This is a genomic window from Pseudomonas frederiksbergensis (genome assembly GCF_900105495.1).
In the GTDB taxonomy this organism is placed as follows: Bacteria; Pseudomonadota; Gammaproteobacteria; order Pseudomonadales; family Pseudomonadaceae; genus Aquipseudomonas; species Aquipseudomonas frederiksbergensis.
The window spans coordinates 4,699,616-4,714,570 of the sequence record NZ_FNTF01000002.1 but is presented as its reverse complement, the minus strand read 5'-3'; the positions used below and the strand labels follow the sequence as shown (position 1 = coordinate 4,714,570).

14 protein-coding genes and 1 pseudogene are annotated in these 14,955 nt (G+C 60.1%); 11 read left to right on the top strand and 4 right to left on the bottom strand.

From position 1 onward, the window contains the following. Positions 1–64: 64 nt before the first annotated feature. The 3 genes from BLW70_RS22100 to BLW70_RS22090 all read left to right on the top strand — a co-directional run bounded on the left by BLW70_RS22100 (position 65) and on the right by BLW70_RS22090 (position 3,397). Positions 65–1,063 carry a magnesium chelatase ATPase subunit I gene (locus BLW70_RS22100; RefSeq protein WP_074877571.1) on the top strand — a complete coding sequence of 333 codons (999 nt, stop codon included), beginning with the start codon at positions 65–67 and terminating at the stop codon, positions 1,061–1,063. A gap of 119 nt (positions 1,064–1,182) precedes the next feature. Beyond that, positions 1,183–1,722, top strand: coding sequence for a vWA domain-containing protein (locus BLW70_RS22095; protein WP_167837241.1), 540 nt, complete (start codon positions 1,183–1,185; stop codon positions 1,720–1,722). A gap of 28 nt (positions 1,723–1,750) precedes the next feature. Next, complete coding sequence (locus BLW70_RS22090; RefSeq protein WP_074877567.1) at positions 1,751–3,397, top strand: phospholipase D-like domain-containing protein; 1,647 nt, start codon at positions 1,751–1,753, stop codon at positions 3,395–3,397. 123 nt (positions 3,398–3,520) lie between these two features. On the opposite strand, the gene BLW70_RS22085 is transcribed toward BLW70_RS22090, so the two are convergent. After that, on the bottom strand, positions 3,521–4,747 hold the full coding sequence (locus BLW70_RS22085) for an NADH:flavin oxidoreductase/NADH oxidase family protein (protein ID WP_074877564.1): 1,227 nt from the start codon (positions 4,745–4,747) through the stop codon (positions 3,521–3,523). A gap of 54 nt (positions 4,748–4,801) precedes the next feature. Further along, positions 4,802–6,373, bottom strand: coding sequence for an MFS transporter (locus tag BLW70_RS22080; RefSeq protein ID WP_074877562.1), 1,572 nt, complete (start codon positions 6,371–6,373; stop codon positions 4,802–4,804). Positions 6,374–6,476: 103 nt separating this feature from the next. Here BLW70_RS22080 and BLW70_RS22075 point away from each other — a divergent pair, with 103 nt between their 5' ends. Both BLW70_RS22075 and BLW70_RS22070 read left to right on the top strand, forming a co-directional pair. Continuing rightward, positions 6,477–7,343 (top strand): LysR family transcriptional regulator, encoded by an 867-nt coding sequence (locus BLW70_RS22075; protein ID WP_074877560.1) that lies wholly within the window; start codon positions 6,477–6,479, stop codon positions 7,341–7,343. A gap of 267 nt (positions 7,344–7,610) precedes the next feature. After that, the gene (locus BLW70_RS22070; protein ID WP_074877558.1) at positions 7,611–9,170 is read left to right on the top strand and encodes a TerC family protein; all 1,560 of its coding nucleotides are present in this window, start codon (positions 7,611–7,613) and stop codon (positions 9,168–9,170) included. 67 nt (positions 9,171–9,237) lie between these two features. Here BLW70_RS22070 and BLW70_RS22065 read toward each other — a convergent pair. Both BLW70_RS22065 and BLW70_RS22060 read right to left on the bottom strand, forming a co-directional pair. Continuing rightward, a pseudogene (locus BLW70_RS22065) lies at positions 9,238–9,668 on the bottom strand (thioredoxin family protein). Positions 9,669–9,771: 103 nt separating this feature from the next. Beyond that, the gene (locus tag BLW70_RS22060) at positions 9,772–10,176 is read right to left on the bottom strand and encodes a hypothetical protein (protein ID WP_074877552.1); all 405 of its coding nucleotides are present in this window, start codon (positions 10,174–10,176) and stop codon (positions 9,772–9,774) included. 406 nt (positions 10,177–10,582) lie between these two features. Between BLW70_RS22060 and BLW70_RS22055 the strand changes: the two genes are divergently transcribed. The 6 genes from BLW70_RS22055 (at position 10,583) to BLW70_RS22030 (ending at position 14,948) form a co-directional block, all read left to right on the top strand. Next, positions 10,583–11,431 (top strand): transporter substrate-binding domain-containing protein, encoded by an 849-nt coding sequence (locus BLW70_RS22055; RefSeq protein ID WP_074877549.1) that lies wholly within the window; start codon positions 10,583–10,585, stop codon positions 11,429–11,431. A gap of 52 nt (positions 11,432–11,483) precedes the next feature. Further along, positions 11,484–12,146, top strand: coding sequence for an amino acid ABC transporter permease (locus BLW70_RS22050; protein WP_074877547.1), 663 nt, complete (start codon positions 11,484–11,486; stop codon positions 12,144–12,146). A 9-nt stretch (positions 12,147–12,155) separates the two neighbouring features. Beyond that, positions 12,156–12,818, top strand: a complete 663-nt coding sequence (locus BLW70_RS22045) for an amino acid ABC transporter permease (protein WP_074877545.1) — start codon at positions 12,156–12,158, stop codon at positions 12,816–12,818. Continuing rightward, the gene (locus tag BLW70_RS22040; protein ID WP_074877543.1) at positions 12,815–13,606 is read left to right on the top strand and encodes an amino acid ABC transporter ATP-binding protein; all 792 of its coding nucleotides are present in this window, start codon (positions 12,815–12,817) and stop codon (positions 13,604–13,606) included. Before BLW70_RS22045 ends, BLW70_RS22040 begins: the two co-directional genes overlap by 4 nt. A gap of 44 nt (positions 13,607–13,650) precedes the next feature. Next, entirely contained in the window at positions 13,651–14,040 is a 390-nt protein-coding gene (locus BLW70_RS22035; protein ID WP_007898265.1) for a RidA family protein, read from the top strand. Positions 14,041–14,183: 143 nt separating this feature from the next. Then, positions 14,184–14,948 carry an IclR family transcriptional regulator gene (locus tag BLW70_RS22030; protein WP_033061664.1) on the top strand — a complete coding sequence of 255 codons (765 nt, stop codon included), beginning with the start codon at positions 14,184–14,186 and terminating at the stop codon, positions 14,946–14,948. The last annotated feature ends 7 nt before the right edge of the window (positions 14,949–14,955 follow it).

Below are 14,955 nucleotides of genomic sequence, written 5' to 3'. Positions count from 1 at the left end.
CCGGGCTGCATTCCCACGCAGAGCGTGGGAACGATCACATTACCGACCACAAACGAGACCCGACATGACCGACACCCCCCATTTCCCGCTTTCCGCCGTGGTCGGCGCCGACGATCTGAAACTCGCCCTCTACCTGACCGCCATCGACCCGAAAATCGGCGGCGTGCTCATCGAAGGCCCCCGCGGCATGGCCAAGTCAACGCTGGCCCGTGGCCTGGCGGACTTGCTCGCCAGCGGCCAATTCGTCACCTTGCCGCTTGGCGCCACCGAAGAACGACTGGTCGGCACCCTCGACCTGGACGCCGCCCTGAGCGAGGGTCGTGCACAGTTTTCCCCCGGTGTACTGGCCAAGGCCGACGGCGGCGTGCTCTATGTTGATGAGGTCAATTTATTGCCCGATCACCTGGTGGACCTGCTGCTGGACGTGGCCGCCAGCGGCACCAACCTGATCGAGCGCGACGGCATTTCCCATCGGCATTCGGCGAAGTTCGTGCTGATCGGCACCATGAACCCGGAAGAGGGTGAGCTGCGTCCGCAACTGCTCGATCGTTTTGGCCTGAACGTCGCCCTCAGCGGTCACACAGCACCGGTCGAGCGCGGCCAGATCATCCGGCGGCGGCTGGATTTCGACAGCGATCCCCACAGCTTCTGCGCCGAATGGGAACGCCAACAGCAGTCGCTGCGCGAACGTTGCCAGAAAGCACGCAGCACGCTGGCCAGCATCCCGCTCGACGATCTTGCGCTGGCGCAGATTACCGAGCGCTGCTTTGCCGCCGGGGTCGACGGCTTGCGCGCCGACCTGGTCTGGTTGCGCGCGGCACGGGCCCACGCCGCGTGGCGCGGGGCGAGTGCCATCGCCGAGGAAGACATCGACGCCGTTGCCGAGTTTGCCTTGCGCCATCGCCGTCGCGAGTCATCGCCACCGGCGCCGCAACAAAATCAGCCGCCCTCTACGCAACATTCCAACCCGAGCGAAGGCCAGGGCCAATGGGGTGAAATGCCCGCTCAGGCGCTCCCGGTGGGTGCCCGACGTGACGTGCCGAGCTGGCCAAAAAAGCCCTAGGCATTCGCCCTCGATCTGACGCGGGGGCGAATGCCAGACCCCGGGCCGGACGGCTGGACAACGGCAAACAGGGTAAACGTCACGCAGCGCGCAGCGGCTCGATCAATTGGCCCGGCACCTTGCTGAACGGTCGTCCGCGTCAACGCGACGATGTCTTGTTTCACCTGCGCACTCGCTCGCCCCACGAACTGTGGCTGGTGATCGTTGATGCCTCGGCTTCAACTCGCCGCCATCAGGCGTTGAGCGATGCCAAGGGCTTGCTCGCGCAATTGTTCGACGATGCCTATCGGCAGCGTGTACGTCTGGCGTTGCTCACGGCCAGTGGACATGTGCCGAAATGGCAAGTGCAAGGGTTGAAAGCTTCCGCGGGTTTGCGCAATTGGTTAGATGGGCTGGGAGCCGGCGGGGGTACGCCGTTGCTGGCGGCGCTGGGTGAGGCGGGGCGCTGGCTGGCGGTCAGGCAGAAACGTTTTCCGGCGGAACGGCAGCGCTTGTTGCTGGTGACCGATGGCCGGTTGAAGGACTGGTCGATGTTGCCGGCGCTTGATTGTCAGGGGCTGCTGATCGACATCGAACGCGGGCCGATCCGGCTTGGGCGGGCTAAGGTGATGGCTGCCGAGTTACAGGCCGAATATCGACATATCGATGATATGGAGTGATCCGAAAAGATCTTCACAGGAGTGAGTCATGCGCGTTCTAGCCGCCAACCTTCAGGACGATTTTCGTGTCAAAGCCTACGCCGGCACCAATGGCGTGCTGTTGGCCATGGACCTGGCCGAACACCGGCGCAAAGGCCTCTTGGGGTTCGCCATCGAAAAGCAGCAAGGCGCCAAACCCTGGCTGTTCCTGTTCAACAGCCTGACCTTCCCCGGCAAGGCGCATACCTTTCCCCAGTTTCACGCCACCCCCAGCGATATCGCGCCATTACAGAAATTTCGCTGGGCCGATTACGCGGTCAATCCGGGGATGACGATCCATTACCGAATCCACCTGGCCTATGGCAGCGTTGATGCGCCGCAACTGGGTGAATTTCTGGAAGTGACGGTCACCTCCGACAATGGTCAACCGAACAACCAAAGTGTCATCTTCAATCGCGCAGTGGCGGCCAGCCAGGCGTTCCAGCGCAAGTTTCCCGAGCTCGACGCGCTGATCAGCGCCAACAAGAACCTGCCCATCGAAGCCTGGCCGGATGCCCCGCGGCAATGGCTGGAAAACGGTTTGCTCGGGCGTTTGCTGGGGTTTATCGAGCGTGCGGTGGATGGCCAGTGGGCGCTGGACATTGCCATCTACGAGTATGAATTGCAGGCCATCGTCGATGCGGTCAATGCCGCGTTTGAACGTGGGGTGAACGTTCGAGTCTTGTATCACGCCCAGCCGGGCGATGAAGACACCGCCATGAACGAGGCCAGCCTGGAAAAAATCCCGGCAGAGAACAAACGCGGACGGGTCACCCATAACATCTTCCACAACAAGTTCATGGTACTGAGCCGGCTCGACGCTGCGGGACAGCGTCAGCCCGAAGCGGTGCTTTGCGGCAGCACCAACTTCACGCCCAACGGCGTTTACCGCCAGGCCAACGTGGTGCATGTGCTGGACGACACACGCGTCAGCACCCGCTATCTGCACACCTTCGAGCAGGTCTGGGCTAACCCTGCGGATGTCGGTGCCACCCGAAACTGGCTTACGCAAAACAACCCGATGGATTCGCTGCAGCCGATGTTCACCGGTTTCTCACCCCGCTCGGGCAAAGGGGACCTGCAAGCGTTTGTCGAGATCATCAACGCTGCAAAAAAAGACGTGCTGTTCGTCACCGCGTTCGCCTTGCCCGACGACATCCTGAACGCTTTGCTCGGCTTGCCCCACGACGACATTTTGCGTTACGGCCTGCAAAACACCGCCAGCCGCATCACCGGTTTCCACGCCGACCGCAGCGCCGAATTCGCCGCCACCGCGCTGCTCAACACCGGGCTGGAAGGCTGGCTTCGAGAGAACATGAAAGGCCAGAAGGGCAACCTGCTGGTGCACACCAAAGCCGTGGTCACGGACTTCACCAGCGATGCGCCGACGATCATCAGCGGCAGCCATAACCTCAGTGCCGCGGCCAGCAATGGCAATGACGAGAACTACCTGATCATTCGCGGTGATACCGACCTGGCAGACCGTTATGGCCTGGAACTGCTGCGGTTCTACGAGCATTACCGCTTTCGCTACTTCGCCAGAAAACTCGCGCTCAAGCAGGTCCATCCGTTGGCGGCGGATGACAGCTGGACCGATGACTATTACCTCGACGGGGACTTGCGTCAGCTGTCCCGATTGCGTTTTTCCGGACGGTAAACACACTCGCAGCGCAAACGCCGCCCTTGTGGGAGTGAGCCTGCTCGCGATAGCGGTGTGTCAGGCGATATCAATTTTTGACTGATGGGGCGCTATCGCGAGCAGGCTCGCTCCTACATTGGATTACTTCATTTCCATCGCCTGCCGGTACTGGCGAGTCCGCCGGGCGATGTACACGCGGTCGAGAATCAACGCCCATAGCGCCGAAACATCAGGGCGGGTCTTGCGTCCACGGCTCAGGCGATCGAGCTGGAATTTCACGACGGCCATGCTCGCCAGGGCTGCCAGGGGTTTGCGCTTCCAGCGAATCGGCGGCAGTTGCGGGTGGCTGTTCTGACCTTCGCGCCAGCGTTTGACCAGTTGCGGTTCAATCGCCAGCGCTGTGCCGATTCCGGCCATGGCGATGCCGCTGTCGAGCACCTGTTCGACGATCGCCAGGCGTCGAATCCCGCCGGTCACCATCACCGGCATATTCGCCACCCGGACCAATTCCCCGGCCATCTCCAGAAAGTACGCCTCACGCGCCAGGGTCCGACCATCCCGGGCCTCGCCTTGCATGGCCGGTGCTTCGTAGCTGCCGCCGGAAAGTTCCAGCAGATCGATCGATTGATCGTTGAGCCACTGGATCACCTGCCGGGCATCGTCTGCGTCGAAACCGCCGCGCTGGAAATCCGCGGAATTGAGCTTCACCGCCACGCAAAACTGCGGCGATACAGACTTGCGCACGGCGCTGACCACCGCCAACAACAAACGCGCGCGATTTTCCAGGGAACCACCCCAGCGATCGGTTCGGCGGTTGGTCAAGGGCGAGAGGAACTGGCTGATCAGATAACCGTGTGCGGCATGAACCTGCACCCCGGTGAACCCGGCCTTTTCCGCCAGGGCAGCGCTGGTGGCGAAGCGTTGGATGACCTCTTCGATGTCGTGCTCGCTCATGGGCTTGGGCTCGGCAAACATCTTCGAGAACCCACCCAGATCCAGTGCCACTGCGGATGGCGCCCACGCTTGCTGGCCGAGGTTGGCCATGGTCTGACGGCCAGGATGATTGAGCTGCATCCAGAACTGCGCGCCACCGGCCCGACCAATAGTGGCCCATTGGCGAAAGCGTTCCAGGTGCCGCTCATCTTCGAGCACCACGCCACCGGGGCCGGTCATGGCGCGGCGGTCGATCATCACGTTGCCGGTCAGCAACAGGCCGGCTTCGCCTTCGGCCCACGCCTGATACAGCCGGAACAAGGCCTCCGCCGGTGCCTGCCCGCGGTCGGCAAGGTTCTCTTCCATCGCGGCTTTGGCGATGCGGTTGCCGATGGTCTGGCCGTTGGGCAAATTCAACGTTTGGAAGGGCGACATAGTTGACTCCTCATCAGTGATGAGCAGAGGCTAAGCTTAAAGTTAACTTTAATGTCAAGCGCGCAAATGAGACCGGGATGAAGATTGGTGAATTGGCGCAGTTGAGTGGGTGGGAATGGGATTGCGCATCAGCGTGCCCACCACCAGCGCACCCAGCAATGCCAACAACCCCGCGACCCACAGCAACAGACTGAAGCCGCCGACGAAGGCTTGCCGGGCCAAAGGTTCGACCACCGTGCGCGCGGTTTCCGGCAACAGGCCCATCGCCGCCGTCATGTCACCGGCCACCACCCGCGAGGCGATGTCCTGGGTTTGGCCGAGCCATTGCGCACCTTGTGCGGTCAGGCTCGTACGCAGCAATAGTTCGGTGTGACTGGACAGCAATGCGCCGAACACGCCAATGGCCAGCACGATTGCGCTGAAACGCATGGTGGTGCTCATGCCTGACGCCATGCCGGTACGCTCCCGTGGCACGCAGGCCATGATGTTCTTCTGCGTATCGCCATTGAGCAGCCCTGCACCGGCACCCGTCACGGCAATCGCCAGGGCGAAGGGCAGGTAGCCGCCACTACTGACCGCCCAGGCACTGAGCAGATTGCCGCTGCCGACCAGGGTCAAACCGGTGGCCATCAACGTGGCGGGGGCAAATCGACGCGCAAGACGTATACCGATGCGCGGGCAAATCAACATCGTCAGGGCAAACGGCAACATCCCCAACCCTGAAGCGATGGCCGAGAAGCCCAGGCCGTTTTGCAGGTAGAACGGCAGCAGGGTCATCATCACCTGGGCGCAACCGGCGTAGGCAAACATGCCCAATAGCGCGCCGATGAAACGCGGATGCTTGAACAGTTGCAGGTCGACCATCGGCCGCCGCTGCATCCGTTCAATCACCACGAACAGCCCCAGCAACAAGGCGCCGCCGATCAGCCGAGCGTAGGTCAGCGGGTTGCTCCAGCCAATCCGGTTTGCCTCGATCAGCCCCCAGATCAGGCACAGCAAACTGGCACTGAACGCCAGGCTGCCCCAGGGATCGAGGCGTGCGGACTGAGTGTCGCGGGACTCTGGCACGGCGCGCCAGACCATCACCATCAGGAACAATCCGACGGGCAGGTTAAGGTAAAAAATCCAGCGCCAGCCCAGGTATTCGGTGATCAGCCCGCCGACTGTCGGCGCAGCGGTCATCGCCACTCCCATGCATGCGCCCCAGAATGCCCAGGCCCTGGCCCGTTCCACTTCGTCGTGAAAGGTGTGGCCGATGGAGGCGAGGGCCGAGGTCAGCAGCAAGGCCGCGCCGACACCCTTGATCGCCCGGGCGATGTCGAGGAACAGCGCGTTGGGCGCGGCACCGCAACCAATGGACGCGAGAATGAAGATGGCCAACCCGCAGAGCAGGGTTTTCTGCCGACCAAAGCGGTCGGCGATGCTGCCAGCCGGCAACAAAAGGGCCGCGAAGGCCAGCATGTAAGCGCTGACCACCCATTCGATGTCGGCGAAGTTTGCGCCCAGGTCGCGGGCGATCGCAGGCAGGGTGACGGCGACGATGTTGGTGTCGAGAACGATCAGCGAGCAAACGCCTGAGGCTGTGAGTAATGTCAGGCGCGGGCTCACCTTGGGTTTGACGGGCATGGCAGCGTTTCTCTACTGTGGAAGTCTGTGCAGCTTATCGTCTGTTGGCGTTCCCCTTGTTAGGCGTGCCTTGTCACTTCATTACCTTTGAGCTAACGCACCGATGGATATACGGCATTTCCGCTATTTTCTGGCCGTTGCCCGGCAAGGCAACTTCACCCGCGCCGCTGAACAACTCGGTATCGCACCGCCGACTTTGACTCGACAGATCCAGGACATGGAGAACGAACTCGGCACGCGATTGTTCGTGCGCCAGACACGTGAAGTCAGCCTGACCGAGGCCGGCGCCGCGCTGCTGATCGAGGCCGAGGCGACGGTGCGGCAATTCGAATACGCTCAGTACAACGCCCAGCGCGCCGGGCGCGGGGATATTGGCCATATCGAACTGGGTTACGTGGCGTCGGCGGTGTATTCGGGCGTGCTGCAGAAACAGGTGCAAGCTTTCGGCCGCGAGTGTCCTGACGTCAGCCTGAACGTGCGGGAAAGTCCCATGGCTTCATTGCCGATGATGGTGCTCGAGGGGCGTTTCGATATTGGCTATGTCCGCTCACCCATGACCTTGCCAGAGGGCCTGGAAGCCATTCGCCTGGACGCAGAAGGCTTTGTGCTGGCGCTGCCGGCCGAGTCCTGGCTGTGCCGACTGCCAGAGATTGGCCCGGAACATTTGCAGAACGAGACGTTCATCCTGCCGGAGCAAATCAGCGGCACCTTGCAAGTCGCCGCCGAGGGCGGATTTGCACCGAAACTGGGGGCGCAACCGGGCGGGCTGGTGGCGGTGATTGCGTTGGTGTCGTTGGGGCAGGGCGTTGCGGTGGTGCCCGAATCAGTGGTGGGGCATGTGGGTTTGCCCGGGGTGTTGTACCGGGCAATCAAGGGTTGCGAGGCGAGCTCGTGGTTGTCGTTGATTTATCGGCGGTTCGAAAAATCACCGGCAGTGGCGAGGTATATCGAACAGGTCAAAAATCGCTGATTACAGATTTTGTAATGATTTCCAGCTGTAGGAAATGTCGCTTTCGCCTGTACGCTCCAAGGCCTTTTTCCTTTCAGGACCTGCATGAACACCCTCTTGGAGCCTCCCGGTTATCCTTTCTCCTCGCGCGACTGCGCGGTCTTGATGCACGCGAAACACCCAGTCTTTCGACTTCTGAAGACCTTTGACATTGCAGTTCCACGGCCTCCGCGCCGCGCCTTGCCGTGCCCGGCATTCTGAATTCACTGAAGAGATCGAGACGTTTTTATGGAATGGATAGCTGACCCCACCGCGTGGCTGGGCCTGTTGACGTTGATTGTGCTGGAGCTGGTGCTGGGCATCGACAACCTGGTGTTTATCGCCATCCTCGCCGACAAACTGCCGCCCGAGCAGCGCGACCGTGCGCGGATCATCGGTTTGTCCCTGGCGTTGCTGATGCGCCTGGGCCTGCTGGCGAGTATTTCCTGGCTGGTGACGCTGACTCAGCCGCTGTTCGAGGTGTTCGACAAGAGCTTCTCGGGCCGCGACCTGATCATGCTGTTCGGTGGGGTGTTCCTGTTGTTCAAAGCCACCATGGAATTGCACGAGCGGCTCGAAGGCCATATCGGCCAACGCTCGTCCAACGCCGGTTATGCGCTGTTCTGGCCGATCGTGGCGCAGATCGTGGTGCTCGATGCGGTGTTCTCTCTGGACGCGGTGATTACCGCTGTGGGCATGGTTGATGAGCTGGCGGTGATGATGATCGCCGTGATTATTTCCATCGGCCTGATGATCGTCGCCAGCAAGCCGCTGACCCGTTTCGTCAACGAACACCCGACGGTGATCATGCTGTGTCTGGGCTTCCTGATGATGATCGGTTTTGCGCTGACCGCTGAAGGCCTGGGGTTCCATATACCGAAGGGTTACCTGTACGCGGCCATCGGCTTCTCGATCCTGATCGAGGTCTTCAACCAGATCGCCCGGGCTCGCCGCAAGAAATCCTTGCAGGGCCTGCGACCGATGCGTGAGCGCACGGCCCACGCCGTGCTGCGTTTGCTCGGTGGCCGCAAGCTGGCGGCGGAGGAGGTCGGCGAGGAGATTGCCGACATGCTGGACAACGGTGAAGCGCCGAGCGCAGAACTGTTCGATCGTCGTGAGCGAGTGATGATCAGCGGTGTGCTGCAACTCGCCGAGCGGCCGATCCGCACCTTGATGACCGTGCGCGCTGACGTCGACTACATCGACCTGTCCGACAATGCCGAGGCCATTCGCACGCGCCTGATGCATTCGTCCTATTCACGCCTGCCACTGATTCGCGATGGCGCCGTGGATGAGCCGCTGGGCTTCGTGCACAAGAAGGAATTGCTCAAGGAGCACCTGGCCGGCCACTCGCCCGGTCTTGAGCAGTTAGCGCGCAAGACCATCAACTTGCTGGACAGTTACTCGATCCTCAATGCCCTGGAGCAGATGCGCAAAGCCTCGACGCACATTGCGTTTGTGGTCAATGAATTCGGTGACTTCGTCGGTGTGTTGACCATGACCGACATTCTCGAATCGATTGCCGGCGAGTTACCTGACGCCAGCGAAATCGAGGGCCCGGATGTGGTCGAGCAGAAGGGTGGATTCATGGTCAGCGGCGCGTTGAACCTGGCGCGCGTGCGACAGCGGACCGGATTTGCGGCAGAACCCACCGACGACTATCAGACTCTGGCCGGGCTGGTGGTGAGCTTGCTGGATCGCCTGCCGATGATCGGTGACAGCCATGAGTGGGAAGGCTGGCGGATGACCGTGGTGGCGATTGAAGAGCGGCGGGTCACACGTGTGTTGCTGGCGCGTATCGACGGGTAATTCTCGCCGGATTTGAGGGGCTTTCGCGGGCTTGCTCGCGAAAGCGCTCAATCCGGCGACAGACAACTCAAGCCCTGCCCACCAGACGTGCCCGAGGTACGGTGCACAAAGTCCGCAGAGTTTGATGCAACCAGGCCAGGTCATGGCTCGGTTTGCGAGCTACGTATCTGGGTTTGACCTTGCCAATGTGCCTGGCGAAGTCTTCTTGCAGGGTTTGCTCGGTGCCGATTCCCTTGAGCTTCTTCAGCAGCTTTCCCTCCTTGTAAAACAGCACGGTGGGTGTGCCGGTGACGTCCGGGTGCCGGGGGACTCGCTGGTGGTCAGCATGTAGATCTGCGCGTGATGCCGATACGGCTCGGCAATCTGGCGAAACACCGGTCCGGCCATTTCGCAGGCGGGACAGTGTTCACTGCCGAAGTACAGGATCACTGGGCGCCAGGTTTTCAAGGCCTTGCGATAGACCGGGGCCAGCGTTGAGTGGGGGGCTGTCGAGTTCATTAAAAAACACCTTCCTCTTGGGATACATCGGCGGCGTGTTCAGGCGAAACATAACGCGAGTCCTCGCCATGCGATAACTCACGTGTCAGGCCTCCGCGGTGTACTAGAGAAGCTTCGATAACGTCACATCGCCGAAATAAGAGCCCAAAGTGCCGGAATCACCATCATTAGCTTCCAGTGTGACTTTGAACTTGATCGTTGAGATCTGGACCTCGAATTTTTTGGATAATACTGTCCAGTCTTGATTGCCATGGAGGTCAAGGTAAACCGGCTCGCCTGTGGGAAGTGGCTGCACTTGAATCCGGGCAGCAGAGCTGGGGAGCGTTTTCATTCTTGCGGACAGCATGAACTGTCCGCCGGCGCCGGGACCGGTGAGGACGTCCTGACTGATTGAATCCGGGTAACCGATAATGCAATGACCCGTTACATAGCGCACGTTATCTGAATTGGTCGCCGTCCACTCATTGCCTTGCTGAGAAAAGTCACCGTTCTTAATCAAATTAGCCATTGCAAAAATCCTTTTCGGAATCGTTCGTTTTTAGGGGGGGCACCGCATTGAGGTGCTGAGTAATTAGGCAATTCGAATAGGCATTCCACAACTGTCACTTCTGACAGGTAAGGCCGTATATCCGATGAGCGGTCACTTGCAGCAAAGAGCCTCGCGGCGTCTGTATCCAGCACACAGATGCACCTGAATGTGGCGTTACTTCCCAATGGGTTGCGTTCGGTAGCGAACGCATTGCCAGGAGTCGTGCGAGATAGTCCAAGCCGTTTTTTCTAACCAACTGAATCAACTGGATTTTCCATAACCCAGGATTTTCTGCCGATCCTGTGGCACACTTTCTGCTGTCTATTCCGTTGTTACATACCAACATCCGGTATAGCGGAATAAACATCACCCTGGAGTGCTTGCCATGCATCGCCGACCTTCCTTGTTTAAAGCGTGTGTTTTTGTTTTCGCGGCTTCGGCTGCTGTCATGGGCGTGGCCCAGGCGGCGGACAGCAAGCTCGATAACGTGCTGGCCCGCGGGAAACTGATTGTGGGCACGGGCAGTACCAATGCGCCGTGGCACTTCCAGGGAGCGGATGGCAAGTTGCAGGGTTTTGATATCGATATCGCGCGGATGGTGGCCAAGGGGTTGTTCAACGATCCGAGCAAAGTCGAGTTCGTGGTGCAGTCGTCCGATGCGCGAATTCCCAACCTGCTGACCGACAAGGTCGACATGAGCTGTCAGTTCATTACCGTCACCGCCAGCCGCGCCCAGCAAGTGGCGTTCACGCTGCCGTACTACCGCGAAGGCGTCGGCCTGCTGTTGCCGGCCAACAGCAAGTACAAGGAAATCGAAGACCTGAAAGCCGCCGGCGACAGTGTGACCGTGGCGGTGTTGCAGAACGTGTACGCCGAAGAACTGGTGCATCAGGCCTTGCCCAAGGCCAAGGTCGATCAGTACGACAGCGTGGACCTGATGTATCAGGCGGTGAACTCCGGCCGTGCCGACGCCGCTGCGACCGATCAGTCGTCGGTGAAATACCTGATGGTGCAGAACCAGGGGCGCTATCGCAGCCCGGCGTATGCCTGGAGCCCGCAAACCTACGCCTGCGCGGTCAAGCGCGGCGACCAGGACTGGCTGAACTTCGTCAATACCGTCCTGCATGAAGGCATGACAGGCGTTGAGTTCCCGACGTATGCCGCGTCGTTCAAACAGTGGTTCGGTGTAGACCTTCCAACACCTACGATCGGTTTCCCTGTCGAATTCAAATGATCCTGTGAGAGCGGGACGGTGATGTATCGCCCCGCTCAAGGTATTGCTGACCATGAACTATCAGTTGAATTTTGCCGCCGTGTGGCGCGATTTCGACACCTTGCTGGCGGGGCTCGGTCTGGGCCTTGAGCTGGCGCTGGTGTCGATCGCCATCGGTTGCGTGATCGGCCTGATGATGGCGTTTGCTTTGCTGTCAAAGCACCGCGCATTGCGGGTGCTGGCGTCGGTGTATGTGACGGTGATCCGGAACACGCCGATTCTGGTGTTGATTCTGTTGATCTACTTCGCCTTGCCCAGTCTGGGCATTCGTCTGGACAAGATCCCGTCGTTCATCATCACCCTGTCGCTGTATGCCGGGGCCTACCTGACCGAAGTGTTCCGCGCTGGGCTGTTGAGCATTCCCAAAGGCCTGCGCGAAGCCGGGTTGGCGATCGGTCTGGGCGAGTGGCAGGTCAAGGCGTACATCACCGTGCCGGTGATGCTGCGCAATGTGCTGCCGGCCTTGTCGAACAACTTCATTTCGCTGTTCAAGGACACTTCGCTGGCCGCGGCGATTGCCGTGCCGGAACTGACCTATTACGCACGCAAGATCAATGTCGAGAGCTACCGGGTGATTGAAACCTGGCTGGTGACCACCGCGCTCTATGTGGCGGCCTGTTACCTCATTGCCATGATGCTGCGCTACCTCGAACAGCGTCTGGCGATTCGCCGATAGGAGGCCCACATGTACGAATCCCCCAGTTGGTTGCATGAGTTATGGGTTGCCCGGGAAGTGTTGTGGCAAGGCTTTTTGACCAGTGTGCAGGTCTCGGCCCTGGCGATTCTGCTGGGCACGATGGTCGGCATCGTCGCCGGCCTGGTGCTGACCTACGGCAAATTCTGGATGCGCGCGCCGTTTCGGTTTTACGTCGACATCATTCGCGGCACGCCGGTGTTTGTATTGGTGCTCGCCTGCTTTTACATGGCGCCGGCGCTGGGCTGGCAGATCGGTGCCTTTCAGGCGGGCGCGTTGGGGCTGACGCTGTTCTGCGGCTCCCACGTCGCCGAGATTGTGCGCGGCGCGTTGCAAGCGCTGCCCAGTGGTCAGATGGAAGCGAGCAAGGCCATCGGCCTGACGTTCTTTCAGTCTTTGGGCTACGTGTTGCTGCCTCAGGCGTTGCGGCAAATCTTGCCGACCTGGGTCAACTCGTCCACCGAGATCGTCAAGGCTTCGACGCTGCTGTCGGTGATCGGGGTTGCTGAATTGCTACTCAGCACGCAACAGATCATCGCCCGGACCTTCATGACCCTCGAGTTTTACCTGTTCGCCGGATTGCTGTTTTTCGTCATCAACTACGCCATCGAATTACTCGGCCGGCACATTGAAAAGCGGGTGGCCTTGCCATGACTCCATCTAATAACGCTCACAACGATCAGCCCCTGCTGGACATTCGCGGGTTGCACAAAAAGTACGGCGAGCTCGAAGTGCTCAAGGGCGTTGACCTGAGCATGCAGCGCGGCAACGTCGTCACGCTGATCGGTTCCAGTGGCTCGGGCAAGACCACGCTGCTGCGTTGCGTGAACATGCTCGAAGAGTTCCAGGGCGGGCAGATCATGCTTGATGGCGAGTCCATCGGTTATGACGAGGTCAACGGCAAGCGCGTGCGTCACGCGGAAAAAGTCATCGCGCGGCATCGGGCCATGACCGGCATGGCGTTCCAGCAATTCAACCTGTTTCCGCACCTCACGGCGTTGCAGAACGTCACCCTCGGTTTGCTCAAGGTCAAAAAGCTGCACAAGGATGAAGCGGTGGCCCTGGCGGAAAAATGGCTGGAGCGGGTCGGCTTGCTGGAACGCCGCGATCACTATCCCGGTCAGTTGTCCGGTGGTCAGCAGCAGCGTGTGGCGATTGCCCGGGCGATTGCGATGAACCCGAGTTTGATGCTGTTCGACGAAGTCACTTCGGCCCTCGACCCGGAACTGGTGGGCGAAGTGCTGAGCGTGATCAAAGGCCTGGCCGAGGACGGCATGACCATGCTGTTGGTGACCCACGAAATGCGCTTCGCTTTCGAGGTTTCGGACAAGATCGTTTTCATGAATCAGGGGCGGATCGAAGAGCAGGGGCCACCCAAGGAACTGTTCGAACGCCCGCAATCACCGCGTCTGGCGGAGTTTCTCAAGAACACGCGGTTCTGATTTTTTTCAAAAGCATTTTCACTTTTCAACCAGGAGAAACACTCATGAGCATTACTCGTTACGGCACCGGCAGCACCGCCGGTGGCGGCCAGCCCCGACCTTTCGCCCGCGCCGTTGAAGCCGATGGCTGGCTGCATGTGTCCGGGCAAGTACCGGCGCTGGATGGCGAAATCATTGTGGGTGGCATCGTCGAACAGACTCACCAGACCATGAAGAACCTGATCGCGATTCTCGAAGAGGCAGGTTACGGCCTCGAAGACGTAGTGCGCACCGGTGTGTGGCTGGAAGACCCGCGGGATTTCTGGAGTTTCAATAAGGTGTTCTCCGAATACTTCAAAAGCGAACACGCACCGGCCCGAGCCTGTGTGCAGGCGAACATGATGGTCGATTGCAAGGTCGAGATCGATTGCATCGCGTACAAGAAAAAGGCCTGAACCGAGTCGCGCCATCGCGGGCAAGCCACGCTCCCACAGGGGAATGCAATCTAATGTGGGAGCGTGGCTTGCCCGCGAAGACGGCCTAACGGTCGTCGCTGCACTCTGGTTAAACTCCCGGCACTTTTATGGGAACCAATGAAATGACCGAAGACACCATCAAGCGCCGGGCTCGCGGTCTGGACCGGGCGTTCGATATCCTCGATTTCCTCAAGGAAGTCGGCAAGCCCCTGCGCCCGAACGAAATCGCCAGCGGCATCGGCAGCCCGAAATCCACTGTCTACGAATTGGTTGCTTCCCTGCTGGAGCGACGGATTCTGGAGGCCGTGGGCAAGGACGGTCACGTCTACCTCGGCCGTCAGCTGTACTTCCTCGGACAGGCACATTTACGCCATTTCGACCTGACCCGCGAGGCCGATCACGCCTTGCAGGAGATCGTCAGCCAGACCCGCGAAACCGCGCAGATGTGCCTGCTCAACGGGCGCAAATACACCGTGGCCTTGATGAAAGAGGGCGAGCGGCATTTCCGCATTTCCTCGGACATCGGCGAGAACGCGCCGATCCCCTGGACCGCTTCCGGGCGCCTGCTGCTGGCGCACTTGAGCGACCAGGAAATCGTCGACCTGATTGATCACGACGACTTCATCTTGCCTAACGGCGAGCGTCTGCCGTTGGAGCAGTTTCTCGGTGAAATCCGTCAAGCCGCTATCGATGGCTTCTTCTCTTTCGATAGCGTCGCGGACACCTTTACCCATTGCTTCGCCGCCCCGGTCAAAGACCCGAACGGCGTGGCCATTGCGACCCTGTGCATCGTCGCCCCACGGGCTGATGCCAAGAACAACTACAACGACTACCGCCGGGTGCTGATCGACAGTGCCAACAGCCTGGCCCGTCGCATCAACGAATAACAGCGGC

Excerpts from the sequence above, each read along its gene's own strand:
- BLW70_RS22100 (WP_074877571.1), top strand. The coding sequence starts at position 65 with ATGACCGACACCCCCCATTTCCCGCTTTCCGCCGTGGTCGGCGCCGAC.
- BLW70_RS22090 (WP_074877567.1), top strand. The coding sequence starts at position 1,751 with ATGCGCGTTCTAGCCGCCAACCTTCAGGACGATTTTCGTGTCAAAGCC.
- BLW70_RS22085 (WP_074877564.1), bottom strand. The coding sequence starts at position 4,747 with ATGTCGCCCTTCCAAACGTTGAATTTGCCCAACGGCCAGACCATCGGC.
- BLW70_RS22080 (WP_074877562.1), bottom strand. The coding sequence starts at position 6,373 with ATGCCCGTCAAACCCAAGGTGAGCCCGCGCCTGACATTACTCACAGCC.
- BLW70_RS22075 (WP_074877560.1), top strand. The coding sequence starts at position 6,477 with ATGGATATACGGCATTTCCGCTATTTTCTGGCCGTTGCCCGGCAAGGC.
- BLW70_RS22070 (WP_074877558.1), top strand. The coding sequence starts at position 7,611 with ATGGAATGGATAGCTGACCCCACCGCGTGGCTGGGCCTGTTGACGTTG.
- BLW70_RS22060 (WP_074877552.1), bottom strand. The coding sequence starts at position 10,176 with ATGGCTAATTTGATTAAGAACGGTGACTTTTCTCAGCAAGGCAATGAG.
- BLW70_RS22055 (WP_074877549.1), top strand. The coding sequence starts at position 10,583 with ATGCATCGCCGACCTTCCTTGTTTAAAGCGTGTGTTTTTGTTTTCGCG.
- BLW70_RS22050 (WP_074877547.1), top strand. The coding sequence starts at position 11,484 with ATGAACTATCAGTTGAATTTTGCCGCCGTGTGGCGCGATTTCGACACC.
- BLW70_RS22045 (WP_074877545.1), top strand. The coding sequence starts at position 12,156 with ATGTACGAATCCCCCAGTTGGTTGCATGAGTTATGGGTTGCCCGGGAA.
- BLW70_RS22040 (WP_074877543.1), top strand. The coding sequence starts at position 12,815 with ATGACTCCATCTAATAACGCTCACAACGATCAGCCCCTGCTGGACATT.
- BLW70_RS22035 (WP_007898265.1), top strand. The coding sequence starts at position 13,651 with ATGAGCATTACTCGTTACGGCACCGGCAGCACCGCCGGTGGCGGCCAG.
- BLW70_RS22030 (WP_033061664.1), top strand. The coding sequence starts at position 14,184 with ATGACCGAAGACACCATCAAGCGCCGGGCTCGCGGTCTGGACCGGGCG.